Source organism: Streptomyces sp. NBC_00829 (genome assembly GCF_045161795.1).
Taxonomy (GTDB): Bacteria; Actinomycetota; Actinomycetes; order Streptomycetales; family Streptomycetaceae; genus Streptomyces.
In genome coordinates this window covers 7,844,165-7,862,111 of the sequence record NZ_CP108867.1, presented here as the reverse complement: position 1 = coordinate 7,862,111, position 17,947 = coordinate 7,844,165, and the positions used below count along the sequence as shown (strand labels likewise).

Sequence of the window (17,947 nt, the reverse complement as noted above, 5' to 3'; positions counted from 1 at the left end):
TGCAGCGGCCCCGCTCCAGGGGCGGCACCCGTCCCGCGCCGACCACGAGCGACCGGACCCGGAACCCGCCCCGGCCGGGGCGGGGCGGAACCCTCGCGGAGGGCCACACGCCGGTACAAGGACGAAGCGCCCATAGCGACTGTTGACACGTGATCGTGCACCGAGGGTGAACCCGCGAAGACTTTCGGTCAGAGGAGCGAATCACTACGCATTGGGCAGGATCGACCCGATCGCCCTTGGGAACACTGCGCCGGTCCTCCCGCCACTCACCCACAACGCGCCATGTTCATCCCGACGTTGACCGGAATCGACGGAAGATTTATCGATCCTGGGGCAATAGCGAAAAAGATCTGACCGAAAGTAACGTTTGTGTTTTGACTGTCGATCACCTCGGCATGAGGGTCTGGCCCATGGCCCTTTCACCTCCTGTCGCGTCCACCAGCCTGCTGCGCCTGCGCGACTTCCGTCTCCTGCTCGCCGGCGCCGCCGCCGGGCAGGTCGGCGCCCAAGTCACCCTGGTCGCACTCCCGCTGGTGGCGGTTCTCGTGCTGAGGGCGCCCGCCTTCGAGGTGGGTCTGCTGACGGCTGCCGAGACCGCGGCGTTCCTCCTGATCGGGCTGCCCGCAGGTGCCTGGGTCGACCGGATGCGCAAACTCCCGCTGATGATCAGAGCGGACGGGGTGCGCGCCTTTGCCATGGCGAGCGTCCCGCTGGCCGCCGTGGCCGATGTCCTGACGATGGCTCAGCTGTACGCCGTCGCTCTCGTCACCGGAGCGGCCACCGTCTTCTTCGACGTTGCCCACCAGAGCTACCTTCCCGAACTGCTCCCCAAGGAGCGGCTGATGGCGGGCAACGGTGCCCTGGAGACGGTCCGCTCATCAGCCCAGGTCGCGGGCCCGGGGCTCGGCGGCGGACTCGTACAGCTCGTCGGCGCGCAGCTGGCGATCGTGGCCGACGCACTGGGCTACGCCGTGTCCGCACTGTTCCTGCTGGCCATGAAGCGGCCATCTGAGCGCCGGCCCGAGCCCCTGCCGGGCGCCTCGCTGCGCAAGGACATCGTCGAGGGACTACGGTTCGTCCTCGGCCACCCGCTGCTACGGGTCATCGCCGCAACGACCGGCCTCGCCAACTTCTTCGCAGCCATGCTGATGGCCACCCAGACCATCTTCCTGGCGCGGGTCATCGGCCTGGAGCCCGCCGCGATCGGCCTCATGCTCTCCGCGTCCGCCGCCGGCGGACTCGTCGGCGCACTGAGTGCCGGCTCCCTTGCCGACCGCATCGGGCAGGCCCGCATCATCTGGCTCTCCGTCCTCGCCACCGGCCCCTTCGCGCTGTTGTGGCCGCTGTCCCGCCCCGGCGTCGCCGCTGTCCTGTTCGCCGTCGGCTCCGCAGTCGTCTCCTTCGGCGCCGTCGTCTACAACATCGCCCAGGTCACCTTCCGTCAGACGCTCTGCCCACCCCGGCTGCTCGGCCGGATGAACGCCACGCTGCGCTTCCTGGTCTGGGGCACCCTGCCGCTCGGTGCCGTGGTGGGCGGCGCCCTCGCGGGACCCTTCGGCGCCCGTACCGCGCTGTGGGTCTGCGCCACCGGCTTCCTCGCCGTACCCGTGCCGTTGCTGCTCTCCCCGCTGCGCCGCATGCGCGATCTGCCGGCCGCCCCCGACGACCCGGGCCCGCACGAAACGGACGGCCGGACCGAGCCCGTCACCGTCGGCTGACCCGGGCCCGAGCCATCTCGTTCCGGCCCGACCGCCGGTCATCTCCCGCCGCTGTGCCACCCGCGCCGTTGTGCCACCCGTACGTCCGCGTACGCGACCCGGGCGCCGCCGCCATGACAGAGAGGAAACCCGTGCACCACAGCATCACGGCCCAGTACGTGGCCCGCTACCGGCGTATCGCCGCCGACGATGCGGGAGCCGGTCTGCTGCCCGTCACCGGAGCACAGCGGCGCTTCGTCCTGGTGCGATTCATGGACCCTGACGGGCGCCCGGACATCGTCCCGGTGTTCTTCGCCTTCCCCCGCGGCACCGTGGATCCGGTACGGCTTCGGGCGGCGGCGAACCACCTGGCCGCCCGGCACCCGGTGCTTCGCGCCCGCCCCGAGGTGGTCCGGGGCACGCCCGTGCTCCGCCCGGCCGAACCGGATGTTCCCGTGGAACGCGTCGTTCGTGCGCCCGGTGAGGATTCGGCAGGCGCTCTGCGCCGGGCCCTGGGCGACTGGCGCCCCGAGGGATCGCCCCTGCGGCTGTACCTGGCCGACGGCGGAGACGACTGTGCGGAGGAAGTGCTGGCCGTCGTACTGGACCACGCCGCATGCGACGGCCGGTCGCTGACCCGCATCGTCGACGAACTGACCGGCGCCTACCGCGAGGGATCGGCACCGCACGAGGTTGCACCCGCCGATGCCGCCGCCGAACTGGCCTCCTACCGCGAGGCCGTACTGCTGCAACTCGACGCGGAGCAACGCGCCGGGTCGCCCGCCGCCCTCGCATACTGGGGCGACCGGCTGCGCGCGCTGCGCGAGCATGCCCCGCCGCCGCGGTCGCGGCATCACGGAGCCGCGGCGCTGCCCACGGGCGCCGCCGAACTGCGGCTGCCCTCGCCGGCCGACGGCGTGCCGTTTCCCGCGCTGCTCGATGCCTGCCGCGCGACAGCCGGTGTCCTGTACGGGACCGGCCGGGTGTCACCGATCGGATATCCCTGGGGCGGACGCCCGCCAGCGGCCGCGCCCGTGCTCGGCTGCTTCCTCAACACCGTTGTCTTTCCCGCCAGGACCGATGACACCCTCAACGGCCCGAGCGGCGACCCCCAGGCGACGACCACCGACTGGTGGGACGACCTCGACCGCGCGGACACCCCCTTCGACGAGGTCGTGCACGCCGCGCGGTCGGCCGGGGCCGAGTGGACCGGGCGGCTGGACGGTCTGCTGACCGTCAACGACGCCCGGCATCACCCTCCCTTGGAGCTGGGCGGTGTGGCGGGCCGCGAGGTCCACATCGAAGGACGCCGGGTACGCGCCCCGTTCGCGGTGTCCGTCACCCACGCCTCGGAACTCCACCTCCGCATGGTGTGGGACCGCTCGGTGCTGGACGACGCGCCGGCCGAGAGGGGATTCGACGCCTTCCGACGCGCCCTGTCACACGCCCTGTCCGCCTCGATGACGTCCAACGCCACCGTCGGCTGACCAGCACCGCCGTACCCGCGACGACGCACGGCCGGGCCCTACCGGCCAGCGCACCGCATCACCACCGCGTCCCGCGGCGAAGAGACACATCCACAGAGCACACACAGCACGGCCGGACCACGCGATCCGCGGTCAGGCCCGACAGACCCCGGCCGGGAGTTCGACCAATCTCCCGGCCGCGACCGAAGACCACGACCCGACAACCTCAGGGATCACCCATGCTTCCCCTCTCCTCCTCGCAGGAGATCGTCTGGCTGCACGAACAAGTGCAGCCCGGCAGCCGCGCCTACAACTTCACAGCGTCCCTCGACCTGTGGGGGAAACTCGACACCGACGCCCTGCGCCGCGGACTCGCGGCGGCCCTCGATCGCCACCCCGGACTCCGTCTGGAACTCGTCGAGGTCCCCGGCTCGATGCCCGCACAGCGGGCCGTCGACGCCTGTGCGCCACGCCTGCGCACAGTGGACCTGACCGGGGAGTCAGACCCGGAGGCCGCGTTCGCGCGGCTGCTGCGCACCGAGGCCGAGACCCCGCTCGACACCTTCGAGGCGCCGCTGCTGCGATGGACACTGGCACGCCTCGCGGACGACCAGCACCGGCTCGTCCACGTCGAGCACCACCTGATCCACGACGGCCACTCCTTCGCGATCCTGCTGGGCGACGTCTTCACCGTCTACCGTGCGCATGTACTCGGTGAGCCCGTCACGCTGCCCCCCGCCACCTCGTACGCGGACCACGTACGCGCCCAGGCGGGCGACGCACGGACCGCGGAGCGCCGGGCGAGCCTTGAGTACTGGGCGGACGAACTGCGCGACGCCTCCTACGACATGCCGTTACCCGGTCTCACCCGGCCAGGGGCGCGGCGACGGCACCACGGCGGACAGCTGCGTCAGTCGATCGGCGCCGACCTGACGGAGCGGCTGCGCGCCCACACGCGCGAGCGCGGTCTGACCCCGTTCTCGACGCTGCTCGGGCTCTTCGCGGAACTCCTGCGCCGCCACAGCGGACGCTCCCGGATGGTCGTCGGCACCGCGGTCGGCAACCGGCCGCGCGGCTTCGAGGACGCCGTGGGCATGTTCGTCAACACCATCCCGCTGCACCTTCGCCTGGACCCCGCGACGTCGGCGCAGGACACCATGGACGAGGTGACCGACACCCTCATCCGCGCTCTGCCGCACCAGGAGGTGCCGGTCCAGGAGCTGACCCGCGCGCTGGCCCTGCACACCTCCGGCGCGGACAACCCGCTGTTCAGTGTCATGTTCAGCGCCCATGACGCGGCCCTGCCCGAGATCGAGGTCCCGGGCCTGGAGATCAGCCTGTTCGAAGGCTTCAACACCGGCACCACCCGCTTCGACCTCGACGTGGTGCTGCTGCCCGACGACCGTCGCGGCGTCGGCCCCCGGCACGGCGCGCCGGGCATGACGCTGGTGTGGGACTACGACGCCGATCTCTTCGGCGAGGACGTGGCCAAACTGCTGGCCGAGCGGTTCCTGGACCTGCTGCGCGCCTATCTGGACGCTCCCGCCACCGTACTGGCCGACCTCGCCCCTTCCTTACCGGCCTCCGAAGCGGCCCCTGTCGCGGCCCTCGAAGCGCAGGCCACGGACCCCCTCGACCCGGCAGCTGCGCACGACGCCTCACTGCCCGCACTGCTGCTCGGGGCCCGCCGGATCACCTACGGCGATCTCGACGCACAGGTCGCCTCCCTCGCGCGGCGCATGCGGGCCGCCGGTGTGACCGCGGGCCGCCCGGTCGCCGCCGTGCTGCCCCGCGGGGCCGACTCCGTGGTGACGCTGCTGGCCTGTCTGCGCACCGGCGCCGTGTACTGCCCGCTCTCGCCGTCCGACCCGGCTTCCCGGCTGGAACTGCTCCTCGACCGGCTCGGCCCGGCGCTGGTCCTCACCTCCGCCGACGCCGCCGTGACGCTGCCCGCTCACCTTCCGACGGCGCTGGTCGACGCCGAAACCTTCCCCGCCGCACGACCGGCCGCCGCCGTGCCGGGCGCCGCGTACATCATCCACACCTCGGGTTCGACCGGCATACCGAAGCCCGTCGCGGTGGGCCGGGCGGCCCTGGAGAACCATCTGGGCGGTGTGTCCGAGCGGTTCGGCCTGGCCGTCGGTGACCGGGTGCTGCTGTTCGCCCAGCCCTCGTTCGACGTGGCGCTGGAAGAAGTGCTGCCGTCCTTACACGCCGGCGCCTGCCTCGTCGTACCCGACCAGGAGGTGCCCGCAGGCGCGGAACTCGCCCAGTTGCTGGCCTCCACCCGCGTCACCGTCGCCAACCTTCCCACCAGCTACTTCCTGGCCGTCCGCGAGGAGTTACGGCCCGCGCTGCGCGAGCGGCGCTGGACGCCGCGGCTGCTGGTCCTCGGCGGCGAGCGCATCCCGGCGGATGCGCTGCGCACCTTCCTCTCCGACACCGACGCGAGGGTGCTCAACGTCTACGGAGTGACCGAGGCGGCAATCAGCTCCACCGTGCACGAGATCACCGTTCAGGATCTGATGAGCGGTGCCGAGATCCCCCTCGGCACCGAACTGCCCGGCGAGCGCATCCACGTCCTCGACGCCGCCCTGCGCCCTCTTCCGGCCGGAGCGGTCGGCGAACTGGCCATCGCCGGCGCCGGTCTGGCCGAGGGCTATATCGGCAATCCGGACGCCACCGCGGCACGATTCGTCCATGTCGACGCGCTGGACGACGAGCGGGTCTATCTCACCGGCGACCTCGGGTACCGGGACCACACGGGCCGGCTGCACTTCCTGGGACGCCGCGACAACCAGATCAAGCTGCGGGGCTACCGCGTCGAACTGGAAGAGGTGGAAGCCGCGGCGTCGGCCGTGCTGGGCGGGCGCTCCTGCGCCGTGGTCCTGGACCGGGAGGCCCCCGGCGGGCCGCGCCTGGTCGGCTTCGTCGAGCACGGAGACGGCCGTCACCCGTGGGACGAGCAGGCACTGCACACCGAGCTCGGCCGCCGCCTGCCGGAAGCACTCGTACCCGGGTGCTGGGGCCGGCTGGATGTCATGCCGACGCTGGCGGGCGGCAAACCGAACCGGGTGGCGCTGACACGTCTGGCCACCGCGCTGGAGTCGACCGCGGAAGAAGCCGGCGACGGGACAGACCCGGCGGCATTCACCGATCCGGCTCTGGCCCTGCTCGCCGAGGGCTGGCGCGAGGTGCTCGGCCACAGCCGCTTCACCGAGTCCTCCCACTTCTTCCGGTCCGGCGGCCACTCACTGCTGGCTGCCCAGCTGGCGGCCTGGCTGGAACCGCGCCTCGGGGCACGGCCCCCGCTCCGGCTGCTCTTCCAGAATCCGGTCCTCACCGACCAGGCGCGCGCACTCGCCGCCGTGCCGCCCCTTCCGACCCACGCCGCCGCAACCACGCCGAGGGAGTCGTCATGACCGACATGCTGAGCGATACGCCCACGAAGACCCGCCGGACGAACGGCGCGCCGAGCATCGCGCACGGCGCTCCCACCGCGACCGGAGTGCTCTCCCGCTACGAGGAGTGGTTACGCACCAGTCCGCAGGCCCCCGCTGTGGTGGACGGGGCCCACACCTGGACCTACCAGCAGGTGGACACGGCCGCCGACGAGGTCGTTCACGCGCTGAGCGGGCGGGTACGCCCCGGCGAGCTGGTCGGCGTCTGCCTCGACCGCTCCGCGGCGCTGGCCGTCACCGCCGTCGCGCTCGCACGGATCGGAGCCGTCTATCTGCCGCTCGGCCCACGTCCCGGGGAGCGCCGGATCCAGGCCGTGAGCGAGGACGTCGAGGTGGCCTGCCTCATCGGCGACCCCGCGGTGCTGCCCGAGCACTGTCGGACCGCCGAGCAGATCCCGCTTCCGCTGCCCACCGAGGGGACGAACGCCGCGCCGGCCACGGTCGCCGCCTTCGCCCCGCCCCCGGTGGGTGCGAGGCCCGCCCCGCCGGAGACCTTCTACGCCGTGCTGACATCGGGCTCCACCGGACGGCCGAAGGCGGTTGCCGTCGCGGAGCCCGCTCTGTCCGCGCTCCTGGACTGGTACCGCACCGAGACCGGTCTGGCCCCCGGCGACCGCCAGTCCCTGCTGATCGGCGCCGCGTTCGATCCCCATGTGATGGAGCTCTGGGGCGGTCTGACCTCCGGTGCGGCGCTGGTTCCCGCTCCGGACGCGGTGCGCTGGGACCCCGCCGAACTCACCGCCTGGTGGCGCGACGCCGCCGTGACGGTCTGCGCCATAGCCACGCCGATGGCAGAACCCGTACTGGACCGTCCGTGGCCGCAGGACCTCGAACTGCGTCATCTCGTGGTCGGTGGCGACCGGATGCGCCGACGCCCCGGAGCGGATGTGACGGCCACGGTTCACAACGCGTACGGGCCGGCCGAGGCCACGGTCGTCACGACCACGCACACCATGCGTGCCACCGACTCCGAAGCGCGCGACGACACCGCGCCGCCGATCGGCACTCCCGTCCCGGGCGCCACGGTCGTCGTCACAACGGCGGACGGAGATATCGCCCCACGGGGCGAGGCGGGCGAACTGCGCATCGGCGGCACCGGCCTGGCACTCGGATACCTCGACCCGGAGCTGACGGCGCGCCGTTTCACCGCCCCTCCGCCCGCACTGGGCGCGACGCCGAAGGACCGCATGTACCGAACCGGGGACCGGGTGCGCATGCTGGAGGACGGCAGCCTCGAGTTCCTCGGCCGTCTCGACGACCAGGTGAAGATCAGCGGAGTACGGATCGAACCGGCCGAGGTGGAAGCCGCGCTCGAGCAGAACCCGGCGGTGCGCCGTGCGGTGGTCACCGCGCCCCGCTCCGCCGACGGCAGCGCCCGCCTGGTCGCCTATGTCCTCGCCGACGGCACACCGGCCCCGGACGCTCTCCTGTCCGCCGTACGGTCCTGGCTGCCCGAGCAGGCCGTGCCCTCCGCCGTGCGGATCGTGGACGCCTTTCCGCTCGACGCCAACGGAAAGGTGGACCGGGCGGCACTGCTGAAGCAGGCCGCGGCCCCGGCCGAGCCGGCCGCCGCCGGCAACGACACCCCTGCCGACAGCGGTTCGGACGACGGCGCGACCCAGAGCGAGCGGCTGGTCCTGCGATGGGTGCGCGACCTGCTGGACAACCCCGCGACCGGGCTGGACGACAGCTTCACGGAGGCCGGCGGCACCTCGATCGTCGCCTCACGGCTGCTGACCGCGATCGAGAAGGACAGCGGTGTGCGGCTGCGCGCACCGGAACTCCTCCGCCAGCCGGACCTGCGTGCCGTCGCCGCCCTGCTCGACCTGCGCCGCCCCGCCGGCGCGACGGGGGTGGTCTGAGATGACCACTCGCCGACCGAACACGACCGACGTCCCGAAGGAGTTCCCGGTGCCGGCCGATCGCACGCCGTCCGACCGCGCCCTTGGCCTTCCCGCCCTGGTGGCGCGGCAGGCGGAGCGGACACCGCACGCCCTCGCCGTGATGGACGGCGACACCACCCTGACATACGCGCAGTTGGTCACCACGGCCCGCCGCCTGGCCGCGCATCTGCACGAGCACGGTGTCCGTCCGGGTGACCGGGTGGGACTGCTCGTGCCGCGCTCCGCCCGCACGGTGCTCACGCAGCTCGCCGTGTGGTGGACGGGCTCGGCCTGCGTACCGCTCGATCCGTCCCACCCTCGTCCCCGTATCGACGCCATGCTCGCCGATGCGGAGGTGACCTTGACCATCGGCGACAGCAAGCTGCTGGAATCCGCGAACCTCACCGGCGCCACGATGGCGCTGCCCGAGGAGCCGCTTCTGACCGGCGCGGCGCTGCCGCCGGCCGGACAGGACCCGCACGCCACGGCGCTCGTCCTGTTCACCTCGGGGTCCACCGGGCTCCCGAAGGGAGTCGAGGTCACCCACGGCGCCATAGCCGAACTGGTCACCGCGCCCCAGTACGCCACGGTCACCGACCGCGACCGGGTGCTCTTCCACTCTCCGAGCACCTTCGATGCCTCGACGTTCGAGGTCTGGTCCGCGCTGGCGGCCGGAGCCGCCGTGGTGGTGTGCACCGTGGAGCGGCCGTCGTTCGAGGATCTGGCGCAGCAGGTGGAGCGGCACGGTGTGAGCGTGGCGTTCTTCACCACCGCCTTGTTCCACCAGCTCGCGGCACGCCGCTCGCGGGTGTTCTCCGTGCTGCGCACGGTCGTGGTGGGCGGTGAGGCGATGGCTGCCCAGCACGCCCGAGCGGTGCTGCGCGTGTTCCCCTGGCTGGAGCTGGTCAACGGCTACGGGCCGACGGAGACGACGACGTTCGCGACGGCCCACCGGGTCAGCGACGCCGACTGCGACGGCCCGGTGCCGATCGGCCGCCCCATAGCGGGCGCCGTCACCCATGTCCTGGACGGGAACGGACAGCCGGTCGCCCGGGGCGAACACGGCGAACTGTGGATCGGCGGCAGCCGTCTGGCACGCGGATACGCGGGACGGCCGGAGCTGACCGCCGAACGCTTCGTGGACCACCCGGCGCTGGGCCGCCTGTACCGCACCGGCGATCTGGTCTCGGCGCGCCCCGACGGAACACTCGACTTCCACGGCCGCGCCGACGACCAGGTCAAGGTGCGGGGGTTCCGTATCGAGCCCGGCGAGATCGAGCACATCCTGCGCGAGCAGCCGGACGTGGACGATGCCGCCGTGACCGTGCGCAGGCCGTCCGTGGACGACGCCCGCCTTGCCGCCTTCGTCGTGGCCGCCCCCGGTCCGGTGCCGCGTGCCGATGCGCTCAGGACCCGGCTCGCACAGCAGCTGCCCGCTCATCTGGTCCCCGACGAGCTGACGCTGGTGGAGCGGCTGCCCCTGACGGTCTCCGGCAAGGTGGACCGCCGCGCTCTCGGCGCGCTTCACGGCTCGTCGACAGCGGTAGCGCCCGTTGCCCGCCTGACTCCGCTGCAACAGGCTGTCGCCGATGTGTGGAGCCGCGGTCTGGGCTGCGAGGTGACGCGGCCGGACGCGGACTTCATCGCGCACGGCGGCCACTCCCTTCTCGCACTGGTAGTCACGGACGACCTGCGCGAGGAGCTCGGAGTGGAGCTGTCCCTGCCCGATTTCTTCGCCGACCCGACCGTGGCCGGACACGCGGTGCTGGTCGAACGCGCGCTGCTGGCCCAGCACCGCGATCTCCACCCCGAGACGCCGGAGGACACCGATGGCCACTGACACCACCCCCGCCTCCGCCGCGTTCCAGGAGGAGTTGCTGCGCCGTGCGCGGGCCCGCGCCGGTGCCCGCCCGGCCACCTCGCCGTCCACCGCCGTCCACGACGGAACGCCCGTCCCGCTCTCCCACGCGCAGCGCCGCATGTGGCTGATGGACCGTCTCGGCCAGGGCGGCGCCCGGTACACCGTGCCGTTCGCCACCCGGCTGCGCGGGCCGCTGGACGTGAAAGCCCTCTCCACCGCGCTGACCGTGCTCGTACGGCGCCACGGCATCTTACGTACGCGCTACGGGCAGCGCGACGGCGAGCCGTACCAGGAGGTACTCCCCGCCCCCGGCCGCATCGCCGTCGAGGTGGTGGAGTCCAAGGGCGACGGCCTGCCCGCTCTCGTCGAGGAGGCGCGCCGTCCGTTCGACCTGGCCGCGGGATCCCTCCCGCGTGCGCTGGTTCTGCGGCACAGCCGACTGGACCACACGGTTCTTCTGACGTTCCATCACATATCCATCGACGGTGGCTCGTTGGAGAGGGTCGCCGAGGAGCTGGCGCAGCTGTACGCCGCAGCCTCGGACGGGCGTCCCGACGGTTTGCCGGAGCCGCCGCAGTACACGGACTTCGCCCGCCGGGAGCACACCGCGGCAGACCGCCCGGGCCGCGGCCTGGACCACTGGGTCCACCGGCTCACGGGAGCCGCACCGCTGCCACTGCCCCGGCCCGCGAACCCGCCCGCCGCCCCGGCCACGCGGACCGCCGTCGCCCGGAGCGCACGGCTGGACGCGCAGGTGCTGCCGGCGCTGCGCGAGCTGGGCGGAGCGCACCGGTCCACCCTGTTCACCGTGTCTCTCGCCGCGGCCTTCGCGGCGCTTCACCGGCTCACGGGCCGGGACGACCTCGTCGTCGGCTGCGCCGGAACCCACCGTGAGGGTACGGCGATGCGCGGCCTGGTGGGGCTGTGCGTCAACACCCTGCCGATACGGGTGGACCTCTCCGGTGACCCGGACTTCGCGACCGTCGTGGACCGGACCCGGGACACGCTGCTGGAAGCCCAGCAGCACCGCGACGTGCCGTTCGACCTGATCCTGGAACGGCTCGGCGCGGCCGGACGGGACACCGACGGCACGCCCCTGGTGCGTGTCACCGCAGACGTCCTCGGGGAGCCCACCGCCCTGCGGCTGCCCGGCACGGTCGCCGAGCCCGTCGACGTCGGCCTGGGCGAGACCAAGTTCGACCTGTCGTTCGCGGTCATGGACACCGGCACACCCGGCTGCCTGGTCCAGTACGGGCAAGCCGCCCTGGAGGCAGCGGAGGGAGACCGGCTTGCCGACGACTTCGCCGCGGTGCTGGCCGCGGTGGCCACCGACCCGCAGCTCAGGCTGTCCCGGCTGCCCGTCCGTCCGTGGGCGGACTCGGCCGATGACGACCGCCATCCGGCGGAATCCCGGCTGCGCAACCACCCTCAGGTGGCCGACGCGGCCGTTCCCGAACCGGCCGCCGGGCCTCTGATCGCCTACGCGGTCCTCCGGGAGACCGGCGGTCCCTCCCCCGTCCAGCTGCGGTACCACCTGAGGGCGGGTCTGAACCGCGAGCTGGTCCCGGCCGCGGTGACGCTCCTGGACGTGATGCCACGGAAGGCCGACGGCTCGCTGGATGTGGGACGGCTGCCCGGGGCAGCGACGGCCCCCGCACTGCGGGGGGCCCGGGCCCTCGCCGTGACGGCGGCGTTCACCGCGCTGCTGGGCACGGCTCCCGCGCCGGACGACGACTTCTTCGCGCTGGGTGGCCACTCGCTCATCGCCGTACAGCTCGCCGAACGGCTGCGTACCGAGCTGAGGCTCCCGATGACCGGTCTCGATGTGATGCAGCACCGCACCTCGCGCGCCATCTCCGGGCTGCTCGACGAGCGCGCGAGGCAGCGCGCGGCGACGCTCAGGCCGACGAACCCGGGAGCGTCACAGACCCGGCGGACACGCGAGGGCACTGTGCTGGTGACCGGTGGCACAGGTGGCGTCGGCGCCTTCGTCCTGCGTGAACTGGCCGCCCAGGGACGGCCGGTGCTCGCGCTGGCGCGCCCCGAGTCGGCACACCTGGTGGCCCGGGACGGGGTGGAGGTCGTCGAGGGAGACCTGACGGACCTCGACGGTCTGCGCGCCGCCGTACGGAGCGCCGATGCGGTCATCCATGCCGCATGCACGTTCACGAGCCCCGAGGTGGACGTGGCGGCGATGCGGGTGATGGTCGACGCCTGGCGCGGCGGGCCGTTCGTCTTCGTCAGCAGCGTGGATGCCTATGGACGTCCCGCCGAGGGGTGGGTGGCCGAGGACTTGCCGTCGCGGCAGCCGCTGAGCCCGTACGGGCAGGCCAAAATCGACTGCGAGCAGCTGCTGTTGCGAGCAGCCCGCACCGAGGGCCGGGGCGGCGCGAGCATCGTCCGTTCACCCATTGTGTGGGGGCCGCACGACCGGCTGCGCGACCAGTTGCGCTGGGGTGCGACCGGTTCGCTCTACCAGGCGGCACTCGCCGGGGAGGCGATCACCCTCCCGCGGCCGGGTACCGCAGGCCGCGACTGGTACGGCGCTCCGTGGGTTCATGCAGCCGCTCTGGCCCGGGCGGTGACCGCATGCCTGGACACTCCGGTCCACGGTGTGGCCAATGCACTCAGCGGTCACGTCTCGTGGACGGACCTGGCCGGAGAACTGCGGAGGCTTCTCGGCAGCGTCAGCGAGATCCAGCTGACCGAGACGGTGCACCCGGACCTCGACCACCCCTGGCACTATCAAGCCGACCGGCTGGCCCTTGCACTGGGCGAAGAGCCCGGGGAGGACTGGCGCTCCGTGCTGGCCGCGATGGTCGGGCCTCACGGTGGGCCCACGGGGCAGTGAACGGTGAACCGTGCCGGGGGCAGACCGAGTTCGGTGCCCCCCGGCACGGTTCACTTCATGGGCCGGTCAGTCCCGGCTCTGGCGCTGTCCCCCGAGCCGCCCTTCCTCGCCCGCCCGCACGGAGGGGCTTCCCGACGGATCACCAATCGGCCTCGGCGCGCACCGCATTGCGCGCCCGCACGACGGCGGCATCTGGTGTGGAGGCATCACGGGAGCGGGCAGCCTCGGCGTCGTCGGGCAGGTGGCCCGGCCCGAACCTGCGGACCCGCGCGCTCGGGTGCCGTGTGGCACGGACGAGGACGTGCCCGGCACGCCGGTCCGAGGCGTCAGCGGCAAGGGAAGGGAAGCGGTAGCCGTACGGAGCGCAGCTTTCACACCCGTACCGGTCCCTCGGCCGCCCGGCGGAACGGACAGCCCATAGGAGCGTGCCGAGCCCCGGGCTCGTGGCGCAAGGCTCGTGGCGACGTCCCCGCCGACGACCATGGCCCGCGTGGCTACGCCGTGACCGGCGACCCGCCGCCCCGCTGGCGCCCGGACGGGCGGGTCGGTTCGGCCACAGGGCGCCCTCGGCCCCGGCGTGACGGAGACTGGAAGCACGGAGCCGTGAGGAGGAGACATGACCGAGAGCCCCATGGGTGACGAGGTCTACCAGCCGGACGGGTCCGAGGTGCAGGACGATGCCGGGCTTCTGGACGCCGAGGACACACTGGAGGATCCCGCGCTGCAGATCCTCTCCGACGGATACTCCCCGCCGGAGAAACCGTGGGCCTTGGAGCGGTGGGGCACCACCGCCGCGGAGGGGCGGCGGGGCGAGAGCCTTGACGAGCGGCTGTCCGAGGAAGTGCGGGACGTCACGGTCGCCGAGGGCGACGAACTGGGGGACGCCTGGGACACGGACGGCGAGCTGATCGACGAGGAGGTCGGGGCGGAGCGCGCTGGGAGGCTCGTGGCACCCGACGAGGGAGCCCACCCCGGCCTGGAGAAGGATCTGATCGCCACCGACGTCGGCATCGACGGCGCGGCCTCGGCGGAGGAGGCGGCGATGCATGTGATCCCGGAGCCAGAGGAGTTCTGATCCCGTCAGGGCCGGGTGGGCGCCCGGCGAGCGCCCACCGTGGGACGTCGGGGAGTCAGCTCCTGGGCGTCCGTGTCGGGGCTCCGCCGTGCAGGTCAGCGACGGAGCAGACAGCAAGGCCGGCAGCGGCGGCCACGACCGACCGGTGACGCAGCGTGGCCGCTCAGCCGAGGGGCGCGCTGTCGCCCGCCGTCGTCGCGCGCGGAGCGTCCGGCCGGCCCGCGGCCGAGGCCGTTTTCTCCGGAGCGCACGTGACCTTGTCGCGAGGCGTGTAGTGGGTCTTGAACGATTCGCGCTTGACTTCCCGGCCGTTGTTCACGAAGACGCGTCCTACGGATACGTCGAACCCTTCGAGAGGCGTCTGCACCTCGCACTTCGGTCCGCTGCCGGTGCGCGTGCGCGGCGGCTTGATGTCGGTGCGCGGTCCCTTGGTCGCCCGTATCTCGTCGTACTTCTTCGTGCCGAGGAACGTGATGGTCACCGATGTGTCGGTGGATTCGGCCTTGATGTAGATGGCGTGGCCGGAGTCGTTGATCCAGCGCAGGTCGAGGGTGCCCCACGCGACCGTGGCTTCGCGGCCCTCTGGGTAGCGCTCGATGTAGAAGGAGTGAGCGCCGTGCTCGACGGGCTTGACGCCCGCGAAGAACATGGCGTTGTACATGGTGGTGGCGACCGCGGAAACGCCGCCGCCGGGAGACTTCACGTACCGACCGTCGTTGATCATGATGCCGTCGACGAAGCCGTTCTCCTTGGTGCGCTCGCCGACCGTGCGGTTGAAGCTCCACTCCTGTCCGGGCAGGACGACCGAGCCGTTGATGAGGTCCACCGCGCGACCGATGTTGGTACTGCGGTAGGGGGCGGCCGGGAAGGCGACGGTGAAGGAGGAGACCTTCTCCTTGATGCCGAGTCGCCGGGCCGACGCTCGCGTGATCTGCGGCTCCACCGGGACGGCGGCGATTTCGCCGGTCCGGGCCGCGCCGGTGCGGGTCAGCAGAGGCAGGACAGCCTTTTCGAGCGCCTTGTCGGTGACCGGTCGCGCAACATCTGCTTCCTTGGCCACCACGACACGGTCGTTGCTGTCGAGCCTGAGCACGGCGTCCCGGGGGCCCTGGGAGGCGTCCCGCAGCGGGCGGGAGACGGCGGGCTCGGCGAGCAGGCCCTTGGAGTCGAGTGCGGGCACGAGACGGTTCCTGCCGTCGGGTTTCATCGCCAGATGCCTGCCGAGCGTGTCGGGTCCGACGGCAATGCGCGTTTCGCCGAGGGAGAGCGTAACCGGGCCGGACATAGCGGGCTGGGCGAACTCCTTCATGGCCCGCTGGGTCTCAACCGGGCCGATCCGCGGCTGTGTCTGCTTCACCGGCAGCACCACGGGGCCGGTACCTGCCGTGCGGAGATAGGCGTCACGGATGGTGTCCGGGGCCTGGGCCGCGGACAGGGCGACGCCGGTGACGGGAGCGACGGCCTTCGCACTGCCGTTGTCGAACGATATGGCCCCGTCCCGAACCTTCCGCTCGGTAGCCGTAGCCATACGTTCGGTTGCCGCCAGGCTTTTCGTGTGGTCGGCGTGTATCACGGGCTCGACGTCCCCGCCACCGGAGGCGAAGAGCCTGCCGATCACCGTGAACGGGTCGGATCCCGCGCTTGCGGCGCGGTCGGCGGTCGCCACGGTGTCGAGGGACAGCCCGAGCGCCGCAGGTTCGGCCTTCTCGACACGGTCACCGATCTTCAACGCGATCGGCGCCGCGAAGTCCGGGCCGAGTTTGCGGTCGAGGACCCGCTGGGCCTCCGCTCGGCTCATTCCACCGATGCCGACGCCGCGCACCGTGGTGCCCTCGGCGATGTCGTCGCCGACCACCAGCCCTGCGATGTAGAGGCCCCCCAGGCCGAGCACGACAGACCCGCCCGCGACAGGCAGAAGAATCCGCCAGTTGCCTGCTTTGCTTCGTGCGGGTGCCATGTGTCTCCCTGTAGCGCCGACGGCCGGAAAGGTGCGTTCGGCCGGAAAGAGCCAGACCCGCACGAGCGAATTCGCCCAGAATAGTCCACTAAATGATCCAAATTAGGACAATGTAACTTTCCTCACCATCGAGGGAACACGCGATCGAGCCGGGCCCGGGGCCGCCCTCGACGCCTCCCGGAGCCTGCGAACTGATCGGCAGCTCGCGGCTGCGCCGACCACCCGGGAGGTCCCGCGGCGGATCGCCACCGGATACGCCGGAGGTCCCACACGGCCGGCGCCATCGCTGCGCCGCCATGTCAGCTGGATCAGCCGGATCAGCCGTATGCGACGGTGACGCGCTCGAAGCCGAGCGAGCGCAGCAGTCCCTCGAGCATGGTGGTGGTGTTCTTCTCCGCCCGTGCGGTGAGCTCACTGTGCTTCGCCGCGTCACCGATGTGCCGTGCGGCCAGCCGGTGCACGGCGCGCTCGTCCGCGGGGTTGTCCGAGAAGAGGTCGCCGAGGCGGTCCAGCAGCCCCCGCTCCTTGGACACCGCGTACGAGCGGTCGGGGTCCAGGGCTGGGCTGCCGAGGCGGGCGTGCGGCAGACGCAGTACGGCCTCGGTGCGGTCGGAGTTCACCCGGACGTCCTCGTGGTCGAGCCTGCCCAGCTCGACGTAGGCGGTGACCGAACCGGCGGCCACGTACAGGGTTCGCGTGCCGCGGATGGCGTCGGGCAGGAACTTCGCGTCCTTCTGGAAGTCGACGACCACCTGGAAGTCGCCGGCAGCACCCTCGTAACGGCTCATGTCCTGAATGGACTTGAGCAGGGCGGGACCCGTTCTGTCGCGGGTCTCGTCGCCGAGGAGATCACCGAGGCCCGGGAGCGGGCCGAGCCGGCCGATGAGCGCGAAAAGCGCCAGCAGCACGGCGGCCACGACGACCGGCTTCACCCAGCGCCTCGGCGCCGCGTCCGGTTGCCGACGCTGTTCCTCCGCGTGCGGTGTGGAAGTCTTCACCTGACTTCGGGTGCCCCCGACGTCGGCAACCACGCGGACATGACGGCAATACGGTCTCGCCAGTGGCGCGTTGGCCGCCTCGTACGGACGGGAAACCCACCGTCGGCCGGGGCCGAAGGCAAGGAGCCCCGGCCCCGTAGGACTGTCAGTATCCGTCGTCGTAGCCGTCGTGGAACTGACTCCGCGAGATCGTCCGTGACTCCAGGAGGCGGCGGCTTTCCGGGCCGTACGTACCGCGCGGTTCTCCTTGCACGCCCCAGTCGTCCTGGAAACGGGCCAGTGCGTTCTCGACGCCCCGATCGAAGTAGCCGTCCTCCCGGCCTTCGTAGAACGACAGCTGCGCGAGCCTGCACTGGAGGTCGGCGACCTCTTGCCCGCTGTCACCGAAGCTGAGCCCGACGGGTGCCGGCGTGGGCGACGGGGGCGGGGTGGCCGATGGGGTGCGGACAGCCGCCGACCGGGTGGGAGGCGGCGCGGGCCGGGTGCGCACGGCGGGGGGTTTCTTCGTTTTCGAGGGGCTGGGGGAAGGCGAGGGTGAGGCCGAGGAGGGACTGGGGCCCACCGGCACGGTGAGAATGGGCGAGTCGCTCGGCGTGGTGTACACCGTCGGGAGCGCGGCCCGATTGTCGGCCATCAGAGGCTGCTCGCCTTCCCCCCTGCCGTCTAGCAGTACGCCGGTCAGTACCGAAGCTCCGAGC

Annotated in this window: 10 protein-coding genes; 7 read left to right on the top strand and 3 right to left on the bottom strand. The window is 72.1% G+C overall.

Annotation, left to right across the window (positions count from 1 at the left end):
- Positions 1 to 410 precede the first annotated feature (410 nt).
- From OG293_RS35150 to OG293_RS35120, 7 genes are all read left to right on the top strand, one after another.
- Complete coding sequence (locus tag OG293_RS35150) at positions 411 to 1,718, top strand: MFS transporter (protein ID WP_406002789.1); 1,308 nt, start codon at positions 411 to 413, stop codon at positions 1,716 to 1,718.
- Between the two features lie 131 nt (positions 1,719 to 1,849).
- The gene (locus OG293_RS35145) at positions 1,850 to 3,184 is read left to right on the top strand and encodes a non-ribosomal peptide synthetase (RefSeq protein WP_406002788.1); all 1,335 of its coding nucleotides are present in this window, start codon (positions 1,850 to 1,852) and stop codon (positions 3,182 to 3,184) included.
- 218 nt (positions 3,185 to 3,402) lie between these two features.
- Entirely contained in the window at positions 3,403 to 6,585 is a 3,183-nt protein-coding gene (locus tag OG293_RS35140; protein WP_406002787.1) for a non-ribosomal peptide synthetase, read from the top strand.
- The gene (locus OG293_RS35135; protein WP_406002786.1) at positions 6,582 to 8,486 is read left to right on the top strand and encodes a non-ribosomal peptide synthetase; all 1,905 of its coding nucleotides are present in this window, start codon (positions 6,582 to 6,584) and stop codon (positions 8,484 to 8,486) included. The genes OG293_RS35140 and OG293_RS35135 overlap by 4 nt, the downstream gene beginning before the upstream one ends.
- A gap of 1 nt (position 8,487) precedes the next feature.
- Positions 8,488 to 10,347 (top strand): amino acid adenylation domain-containing protein, encoded by a 1,860-nt coding sequence (locus OG293_RS35130; RefSeq protein WP_406002785.1) that lies wholly within the window; start codon positions 8,488 to 8,490, stop codon positions 10,345 to 10,347.
- The gene (locus OG293_RS35125) at positions 10,337 to 13,219 is read left to right on the top strand and encodes a condensation domain-containing protein (protein WP_406002784.1); all 2,883 of its coding nucleotides are present in this window, start codon (positions 10,337 to 10,339) and stop codon (positions 13,217 to 13,219) included. The genes OG293_RS35130 and OG293_RS35125 overlap by 11 nt, the downstream gene beginning before the upstream one ends.
- A 616-nt stretch (positions 13,220 to 13,835) precedes the next feature.
- On the top strand, positions 13,836 to 14,294 hold the full coding sequence (locus OG293_RS35120; protein WP_406002783.1) for a DUF5709 domain-containing protein: 459 nt from the start codon (positions 13,836 to 13,838) through the stop codon (positions 14,292 to 14,294).
- 163 nt (positions 14,295 to 14,457) lie between these two features.
- Here OG293_RS35120 and OG293_RS35115 read toward each other — a convergent pair whose 3' ends face one another.
- From OG293_RS35115 to OG293_RS35105, 3 genes are all read right to left on the bottom strand, one after another.
- Positions 14,458 to 16,251, bottom strand: a complete 1,794-nt coding sequence (locus tag OG293_RS35115; protein WP_406002782.1) for a VanW family protein — start codon at positions 16,249 to 16,251, stop codon at positions 14,458 to 14,460.
- A 317-nt stretch (positions 16,252 to 16,568) separates the two neighbouring features.
- Positions 16,569 to 17,249, bottom strand: a complete 681-nt coding sequence (locus OG293_RS35110) for a DUF4230 domain-containing protein (RefSeq protein WP_406002781.1) — start codon at positions 17,247 to 17,249, stop codon at positions 16,569 to 16,571.
- Between the two features lie 145 nt (positions 17,250 to 17,394).
- The gene (locus OG293_RS35105; protein WP_406002780.1) at positions 17,395 to 17,883 is read right to left on the bottom strand and encodes a peptidoglycan-binding protein; all 489 of its coding nucleotides are present in this window, start codon (positions 17,881 to 17,883) and stop codon (positions 17,395 to 17,397) included.
- Positions 17,884 to 17,947 lie beyond the last annotated feature (64 nt).

Excerpts from the sequence above, each read along its gene's own strand:
- OG293_RS35130 (WP_406002785.1), top strand. The coding sequence starts at position 8,488 with ATGACCACTCGCCGACCGAACACGACCGACGTCCCGAAGGAGTTCCCG.
- OG293_RS35120 (WP_406002783.1), top strand. The coding sequence starts at position 13,836 with ATGACCGAGAGCCCCATGGGTGACGAGGTCTACCAGCCGGACGGGTCC.
- OG293_RS35125 (WP_406002784.1), top strand. The coding sequence starts at position 10,337 with ATGGCCACTGACACCACCCCCGCCTCCGCCGCGTTCCAGGAGGAGTTG.
- OG293_RS35115 (WP_406002782.1), bottom strand. The coding sequence starts at position 16,251 with ATGGCACCCGCACGAAGCAAAGCAGGCAACTGGCGGATTCTTCTGCCT.
- OG293_RS35135 (WP_406002786.1), top strand. The coding sequence starts at position 6,582 with ATGACCGACATGCTGAGCGATACGCCCACGAAGACCCGCCGGACGAAC.
- OG293_RS35150 (WP_406002789.1), top strand. The coding sequence starts at position 411 with ATGGCCCTTTCACCTCCTGTCGCGTCCACCAGCCTGCTGCGCCTGCGC.
- OG293_RS35105 (WP_406002780.1), bottom strand. The coding sequence starts at position 17,883 with ATGGCCGACAATCGGGCCGCGCTCCCGACGGTGTACACCACGCCGAGC.
- OG293_RS35140 (WP_406002787.1), top strand. The coding sequence starts at position 3,403 with ATGCTTCCCCTCTCCTCCTCGCAGGAGATCGTCTGGCTGCACGAACAA.